The 7,805-nt window shown below is 46.3% G+C and carries 7 protein-coding genes; 6 read left to right on the top strand and 1 reads right to left on the bottom strand.

Annotated elements, in window-relative coordinates; genetic code table 11:
* Nucleotides 1-299 precede the first annotated feature (299 nt).
* The 6 genes from HMPREF2909_RS00205 to HMPREF2909_RS00180 all read left to right on the top strand — a co-directional run bounded on the left by HMPREF2909_RS00205 (nt 300) and on the right by HMPREF2909_RS00180 (nt 6,102).
* A complete protein-coding gene (locus HMPREF2909_RS00205; RefSeq protein WP_071414779.1) occupies nt 300-731 on the top strand; it encodes a hypothetical protein in 432 nt (143 codons plus the stop codon).
* Between the two features lie 3 nt (nt 732-734).
* Nucleotides 735-1,694, top strand: a complete 960-nt coding sequence (locus HMPREF2909_RS00200; RefSeq protein ID WP_071414778.1) for a hypothetical protein — start codon at nt 735-737, stop codon at nt 1,692-1,694.
* A 19-nt stretch (nt 1,695-1,713) separates the two neighbouring features.
* Nucleotides 1,714-2,505, top strand: a complete 792-nt coding sequence (locus HMPREF2909_RS00195) for a hypothetical protein (protein WP_071414777.1) — start codon at nt 1,714-1,716, stop codon at nt 2,503-2,505.
* 100 nt (nt 2,506-2,605) lie between these two features.
* The gene (locus HMPREF2909_RS00190) at nt 2,606-4,921 is read left to right on the top strand and encodes a bifunctional DNA primase/polymerase (protein ID WP_071414776.1); all 2,316 of its coding nucleotides are present in this window, start codon (nt 2,606-2,608) and stop codon (nt 4,919-4,921) included.
* Nucleotides 4,922-4,927: 6 nt separating this feature from the next.
* A complete protein-coding gene (locus HMPREF2909_RS00185; protein WP_071414775.1) occupies nt 4,928-5,416 on the top strand; it encodes a hypothetical protein in 489 nt (162 codons plus the stop codon).
* Nucleotides 5,401-6,102, top strand: coding sequence for a hypothetical protein (locus HMPREF2909_RS00180; RefSeq protein ID WP_071414774.1), 702 nt, complete (start codon nt 5,401-5,403; stop codon nt 6,100-6,102). The genes HMPREF2909_RS00185 and HMPREF2909_RS00180 overlap by 16 nt, the downstream gene beginning before the upstream one ends.
* 101 nt (nt 6,103-6,203) lie before the next feature.
* Here the strand turns inward: HMPREF2909_RS00180 and HMPREF2909_RS00175 are convergent, their stop codons facing one another.
* A complete protein-coding gene (locus HMPREF2909_RS00175; protein ID WP_071414773.1) occupies nt 6,204-7,580 on the bottom strand; it encodes a tyrosine-type recombinase/integrase in 1,377 nt (458 codons plus the stop codon).
* Nucleotides 7,581-7,805 lie beyond the last annotated feature (225 nt).

Genomic DNA, 7,805 nt, shown 5'->3' with positions numbered 1-7,805 from the left:
GCGTCTGGTCGGCTTCGTAAACGGCGGGGTGAAGACCCGTTGACTGCGTCGCTTGATGGTGAACCTTATGATCCTCACACGCATGTGGTGGTGATATGTGATGACGCAGACAAGTAAACGTCTCCTCTTACCGAAGTGTGGTGTGTGTGGTGTGCTTGGTTCGCCGTGTGATATTGAGCAAGCATTGAAAATACTTGACGCACACAAAGAATTGCAGCCGTTGCATAAGAATCGCGTGCATGCGCTGCCATTACCTCAAGGTTCTTTCCACTTTTAAATATTATGAAAGGTTATAAATTATGGGTATTCAAGAAACTGTTAAGCCTGCTGAATCGATTTTAGAACGCGTGCAGGAAGTTGAAAATCTTGCTGATTTAACAGACGAGCAGAAAGACGAGCTCAGTAAGAAGAATTTGTTGATTCTTGAAGCAAAACGCATAGCACTCTTACAGTCGCGTATTGAGGAATGCCAGACGGAAATCGACCAGATTAAGCAGCGCATTCTTGATACGCATAAGCCTGGCTCATATGAAGCAGACGAGTTGCTTGTGCAAGTGCGTGAGGGTTCTAGAAGGTTGGATGAGCGTAAGTTTATGAAAGCTTATCCTGCGTCGAAGTATCCTGACTTTTACCAGTTGAAGCCTCATACGAAAAATATTAAAAATGCTATCGCTCCAGCAGATTTAGATGCGTATCAGACTGTGAGCAAGCCTACCGTGGTGGTGAAATAACAGATGAGTAGCGTAGCTGACGTGCTTGCCGTAGCAGAGCAAGCAGAAAACAATACGCAGTCTGCAAATACGCCTACACCAGCGAATAATGAGCCGTTGTTGTGGAGCGAGATTCAGCAGATTATCGTGAACAATATTAATTCCGCTCCACGAAGTCTTCAAAAGACTATCGGTCCTAGCGAGCTTGGAACCGACTGCGTGCATTGCTTAGCGGCAAAGCTCGCCGGTTGGAAGCAAATCAAGGGCGCCGCGTGGCTACCATTCATTGGCACCTGTGTGCATGAACACTTCGAAAGGTTATTCACTCAACTATCTCAGTCTAAGGGTCTGGATTATAAGGTGGTGACTGAGGGGCCTGCTTACCCGAGGTTTGAGACGGAGAAACGTGTCAACGTTGGTCTGCTCAGATCGTACCAGGAGCCGATGGTTATTTCAGGCAGTATCGATCTGGTTGATTATGAGCATCATGCGACCGTGGATTGGAAGATTGTCGGCACTACCTCGTTGAAGAACGCTAAGGCTAATGAGCCAAGTCAACAATATCGCGTGCAAGCTTCACTCTATGGAATTGGCTTAGAAAACGAAGGCATTCGCGTGGATAAGAATTGTATTTATTTCCTTCCCCGTACTTCTATGAATTTGGGTGATATGTACGCATGGGAGGTTCCGTTCAACCGTGAGCTCGGTGAGTGGGCGTTATGGCGTGCACAATGGATTCTTCAACTGCTCGGACTGTTGGAGATTAATTATCAGGGTACGGATGTCAGGGATGCGTGGATTAGCAGGCTTCCTCGTTCGACCACGCATTGCTTTGATTGCGGAACGTGGGCGGATAGTGGTTTGGCTCAAGAGTTCGGTGATTTATCCAAGGTGGAGATTGATGAGCATTTACTAATGCTTGCGGATTTGATTCCTGCAACTTTCAATCGTGATGAATGGCATAAGTTAAACAAAATTAGTTAAGAATATTAAGGAGATTATTATGGTATATGGTAATGGTTACGCTCAACCTCAAGGTTATGGTCAGCAGTATGCGCCTGGACAGCAGGCTGTTCCTCAAGCTAAGCTTTCCACTCTTGGACAACTTATGAATGGTGGCGGCGCAAAAGCATTCTTCAATACGGATAGTCCTATTGGTGCTATGGTCGAGGGTGAAGTGGTCAGCATTGAGGTTTCTCAGGTGAAGGATTTTCAGACTAAGCAGCCTGCGTTTTTCCAATCTGGAGGCCCAAAGCAACAGATTCATATTGTTTTGCAGACTTCTTTGCCTCCTGAAGATGAGGATGATGATTCCCGCCGTTCCCTGTGGATTAAGGGGTGGGGTGTGCAGGTGAAGGCTTTGCGCGAAGCATGCAAGAAGGCGGGCGTGAAGGAACCTTCCATTGGTGATCACATGAGTATGAAGTATGTCGGGTTTGGTGAGCGTGGTAACGCTCCTCAACCTCCTAAAGTGTATGAGTTTACGGTAAAGCCAGCTAGTCAGGCTGCTGTAGGCGACCTATTGAATACGGGTGAACCTGCTCCTGCAGTGCCTACTACTCCAGCGCCTGTAGCTACTCCAACACCTGCACCTGTAACACCTGCTACTCCTGCTGCTGCTATTCCTGCTACAGCAGTATCGCAGCCTAACGTGAATGATATTAAAGCTTTGCTCAATATAGGTAAGAGTGAGGAAGAAGTCGCAGCGTTAATGAATACGTCTGTTGCTGTCGTCCATGCGTTAGCAGGTGCTCCTCAAACACCTGCTGTGGAGCAGGATAGCATCGCATTCTAACACTATTCCTTTTTTTAACGATGGGTAGCGTCATAAAAAACTGACGCTACCCTACTCACCTCCACCTCGTTTTTCCTGATTTTTTGTTGAAAGCATTGTTATGAAGCAAAAAGGCTTATATCATTTCACGCCAATCCCCGACGCTCCACAAATGGCAGACCGCGTCTACCGTGAACTGCAGGCAGTGGAATCCTTGGGATTGCTCAACTCTGATTATTCGTTCACCGACAGGTTGGGACGCACCGTGAGTATTCCCGTGAATATTCGTAAGAATAGTGTGAAGCCCATCACCGCTGAGGGCTACTGCAAAGCCGTCTGGGATTACAAGAACGGTGATATGCTACTGGGGGAGGATGAGAAGACAATCTACGTGCGCGACGTAGACCGCTCAGGCAAAAACGAGCTATTACCTTCATGGCATGCGATTAGTAATTTAGAAAATGAATATCACGTGCCAGGTAGGGAGACGTATACGCCGTGGAATGACCAGCTGCGTGTAGAGCTCAGTAAATGTAAAATGCGCGTGAGGCATGGTATTAAGTTCACTGACCGCGCCTTCCTCCGCTTCAACGGACAGGTAGTCGATATTGATATTTCGTCACCGTATTTTAATGAGCCTTTCGAAGTAACCATCGACGCATACTATGATGAAGATCTCGCCACGCAAGCACAAACGTTTTTGTATGATGTAACCGAAGATGACAAGAGCGCCGCCAATCTTACGCGCATGTTCGCCACTCCACTGCTGGAAGATTATAAGCATTTAACGTATGTGCTTTACGGTGACGGTGGGAACGGTAAAGGTATTTTGTTAAACACGTTAGCGTCATCTCTTCCAGGATTAACCGCGAGCGTTGACTCTCAAAAAATCTTAGGTGGGCGACGCGGTAATGGTGGCTTCGACACGCAACAAGAAACAGGTAAGCTGATTGGTGCGCTCTGGGCTTTCGACGAGGATGCGGATACGATTACGCCTGACCAGTTGACTGCGTTGAAGAAGATTTCTACTGGCGATAGTATGACCGCTCGGCGTATCCAAGAAAACGCGGTCAGCTTCACTCCACGTTGTACTTTCATTATCGCGACAAATAATCCTGTGATTACCACGATGTCGAATGCTGCATTTCGCCGCTTTGTTTACATTCGTATGAAGGATAATCGTAAACCAGATGATTTTTTGAAGCTCTTAGAATTTCGTAAGACTTTCGGCGTTGCTCCGTTCCTTATGGCATCCTGTTTGCTCTGGTTGCACGAGGGGGATAAACCATTTTATGACGTGAGTATTGGTTCAGCAAGTGATTTGAGTGAGGCTGAGCAATGGTTGGTTGACGAGATCTGCATGAACGGGTACGCGATTTCACGCAATAACCCGTATCCTGTTTCAGCGCGTGAGCATAAGAATGCGATAAGTAAGCTCGGCTTAAAAACTAGTGTGAAGTGGGTAAATAATTCTTCGCTTCGTGTGCTTGTCGTAGCGAATGAACAACGATTCACACCATATCGTGCTGCATGGCAGAAAGACCAGGAACAATTAGAAGGAGAATCAAAGCCAGTAGATGTGCCTGAACCGTTAGACGAGATTATAACTGCTGACAGTGTGGGGTTCGCCTGTGATTTCGTCCCAGCCACAGCAGACAAAACCGCATACCACTGGAAGCAGCTTGCGGAAGACCCTGATACAGACACATCTATTATCCCAGGTACCACTGCTTATGGTGTTGTACCACGCGAAGGCTATATCGTTCTTGATATGGATATGCCGAAGAATGATGGTGAAGATTCTGGTTGGCAGTCCTTGCAATTGTCTGTCGGACGCTATGGTTCTTTGGATTTCCCGAAGACGTATCTTGTGCAAACACCATCAGGTGGTGTACACGCCTACTATAAGCTTCCCGCTGAACTTACAGGGAATGTGAAGAATCGCGTAATGGTCGGCGGCTACCATATAGACCTGCGTGTAGACGGTAAAGGCTACGTGATAGGTGCTGGGTCACAAACTCACGCTGGAACATACTCTGTGTGTGACATGCCTAATGGTGACAGTATTCCTGAGTTAAGTCTTGCTTTAATACGTTGGCTCGACCAAATGGACTGCATTGCCAAGCCACAGCAACCTACCCCTGCAAACACAGCGAACACATCGTCTACTACGCCAGCTTCTCCTCTAGCGCAACTCTTGCAACGAGCCAACAATTACGGTGGTGATGATTCTGAACCGCCTGTAGACATGAGCGCCGTTCCGAAAGGCTCAAGAAACCAAGTCCTCCATGATTGGGCTTACGGGCGAGTGGTGAACCATCCTGAGAATATGGAACGTATTTACACTGACCTGTGCGAGCGCGCACGATTATCGGGTTTGCCTGAACGTGAAGTGATTGCTATGTGGAAGAGTATTTGCAGGCAGGTAGGAATCTAAACGCATATGACAGTCAACGAGAATAATGAGTTTGCGCCCTGGGTACAACAGATTACCAGCAAACCAAAAATCAGTAGACTATACGCCACCTATTGTACGTGTGGGCAGCCGATTATCGAATGGCGTGGAAAACCAGTCTGGGAAGTATATGATCAAAAACTTATCCACGGTGAAGACGATTTAACAGTCATGATTATTCTCAACCGTGCGTGGACGTTGACCAGCGTGCAGGTAGATGGTAATCCAGGTTTCCCTAGTTTGCGTACTGCTGTGTCCACCATGTTGAAGAAGGACTTGTATTATTTGCCGTTGCATTTTTGTAAGAAGGTGAATCCGAATAGTGTGCCAGCAGACTTTACTTTCCCTGTTAAGAAAGTGGAGACAGCGGATGATGTGTTCGCTTATTTACCTAAGTCAACTGAGGCTGAGTTAGAAGAATTTAAACGATTATGGTATCCAGCAGACTATAAGGAGGATGCATGGAAACTTTTCTGAACGAGCACGAGCTCCACGAATTCATACTCACCGTCTCCACCTGGGAGGGAAGGCTCCATGTACTGGATTTGTTGGCGAAGCGTGAAGCTCGCCTAATGAATAATAGTGTGCATGTGCACGCGTCTATAGTGGATGCGCCTCTCGATTTTGATAAGACAGAATTGTATGAGGAGTGTAGGCTGATTTTAGCGAATATGGCCACGAAACTCACGTCACATCATAACGCGCATATAAGTGAATGCACTAGTATTATTCTGCGTTGCGCGGCTAAGTTGAATACGCTTCCAGAGTTTCCCACTCTCTATGCGAGGTTTACGTTAGCGGATAAGAAACTCGAGAAAGCGTTAACCAAACCTGAAGAACGCAAACTAGCAGGCTACTGCGTACACTGCAGCAAACCATTATTCACTTCTGAGAGTCGGAAAGAGCAGGACTGCTCCTATTGCGGAACAGTTAATGATATTGCTACTGTAAGAGCTGAATTACAGAATTCACGTAGCTATCTGTTGCGTGAGAAAACCGTAAGAGGTACGTTAAAGCAGATAACGAATATGGTGAATATGGTGAACAGGAGCGCGTATTCCTTCTACCAAGTACGCAGGTTCTTAAAGTCGGGGAGGATTCTTGGAGAGAAGATTAATTCTACGGAATGGATCGTAGCAGCGAAAACGCTCCATCTTGATTAAAAATTTTAGCCCACCACTTTAGAGCTAAAGGTGGTGGGCTTTTAGAATCTTCAGATTTGAGCATACAGAGAGAGGCTAAGAAGACTACTCTTACCAACCTATTATAGGAGTAACGGTAACAATTCTACCTGCCTGTCAGCAGGTAACTGACTAATAATCTGCGCCTGCTTCATCTTATCTAACGCTTTAAGAATATTCACCTGCTGTTCAACAGGTAGTTTTTCAAGCACGCTTACAAGACTATTTGTCTCACTGTTATCTTTCGTTTTGCTTATTGTTGTTGCTTGTGCGTTGAGTTTTTCTGCGGTTTGCGAGCGCTGCTGTTGGCTAATCTGCTGATACACTGTCACTGTCTTAATATCCGCATGCCCAGCCACCTCCATAAGTTGAGCAAGCGATGCTCCCGCTTCTCCCCAATGAGTTAACGCGGTATGACGTAAATCGTGAAAATGCATGCCAGCAAGCCTAGGCACATGCTTTAACGCTTTATACCAGTTCACACGCAACTGTTGCGGAGCCAGCAAACCACGATTTCTAGGCGAGACGATAAGTAGCGCGTCATCTTGTTCTTCGACAAACCGTGCGATATGGTTTTTCAAAATCGATTCTAACCATTCAGGGTATGGCACTTTGCGTATACTATTCACGCTTTTAGGCGCTCCAACAATCAGCTTACGTTTCTGGCCAATCTCATTAATCTGTTTCACCGACTTATCAACGTTCACGCGCTGATAGTCAAAGTCGATATCCTTACGTGTCAGAGCGCAGACTTCTCCTTCACGCAAACCACACACACCAGCAAGATAAATAGAAATAGCAAGATAATCAGGCATGTGTGCTGCTAAGATTTTGAGCTCATCATAATCAGCAACCATGCTCTCATGCTTCTTACGCGGCTTGACCGCTTTAATCATGCACGGCGAAGACACTATGAGAGTCCTACCCGTATCATCAAGCGGTGCCTCCGCCGCATGCTTAAAAATAGAGCTCAAAAAAGTATAAATATTATAGCGTTGCGACCTACCGTTACCCGCCTTGTCAACGCCGAAGTTTTCCCACCATTGTTGAATATCGTACGGCTTGATAGCTCGCATGTCCCTCGAACCGAATGTCGGGTAAAGATCACGATGGAGCCATTCTTTATGCCGTGCAATAGTTGTCGGCGCAAGCATACTTCCATCGGCTTTACGATGTTCAACAATATATTGCTCGGCGTATTCTTTGAAAGTAATCGTTGCCGAGATAATATTCTTCTTCTTAAAACGTAGCGGCGGTTCCCACATGCCGTTTTTAATATCTTTTTCGGCTTGAGCTAGCCACACTTCGAGGTCTGCACGATAGGCTGCTCTCACGGTCTTTGTGATACGCGCAGGAAGAAGGGGATTTTCTTGCGCCGCGTCTACTGGTGTAGGGTACGACGCTTCCAAGTAGTCGTTGCCGTATTTTTTGACTTTCCTAATATTGCCGAACCTGCGCATAATTTCACACTCACTTCAGGTCTCTCATAGGGGAAGAAAATAGGGTTGATTTTTTCCCCTATCTTTTCCCCTATCTCACATGCTCTATTATGCTTTCATATGCTCTCTTACGCAACTAACAGGAAAGAAGTAAAACAGTCTAGAAACGTTGAAAACATGCGCCTAACGGCAAAAAATAAGGGTTTCAGAATTTTCTCCTGAAACCCATATGCGGATGATAAGGGA

It is taken from the genome of Alloscardovia sp. HMSC034E08 (assembly GCF_001813415.1).
GTDB lineage: Bacteria > Actinomycetota > Actinomycetes > Actinomycetales > Bifidobacteriaceae > Alloscardovia > Alloscardovia omnicolens.
Note: the sequence above shows the minus strand (reverse complement) of the source record. Positions and strands in the feature narration are given on the sequence as shown.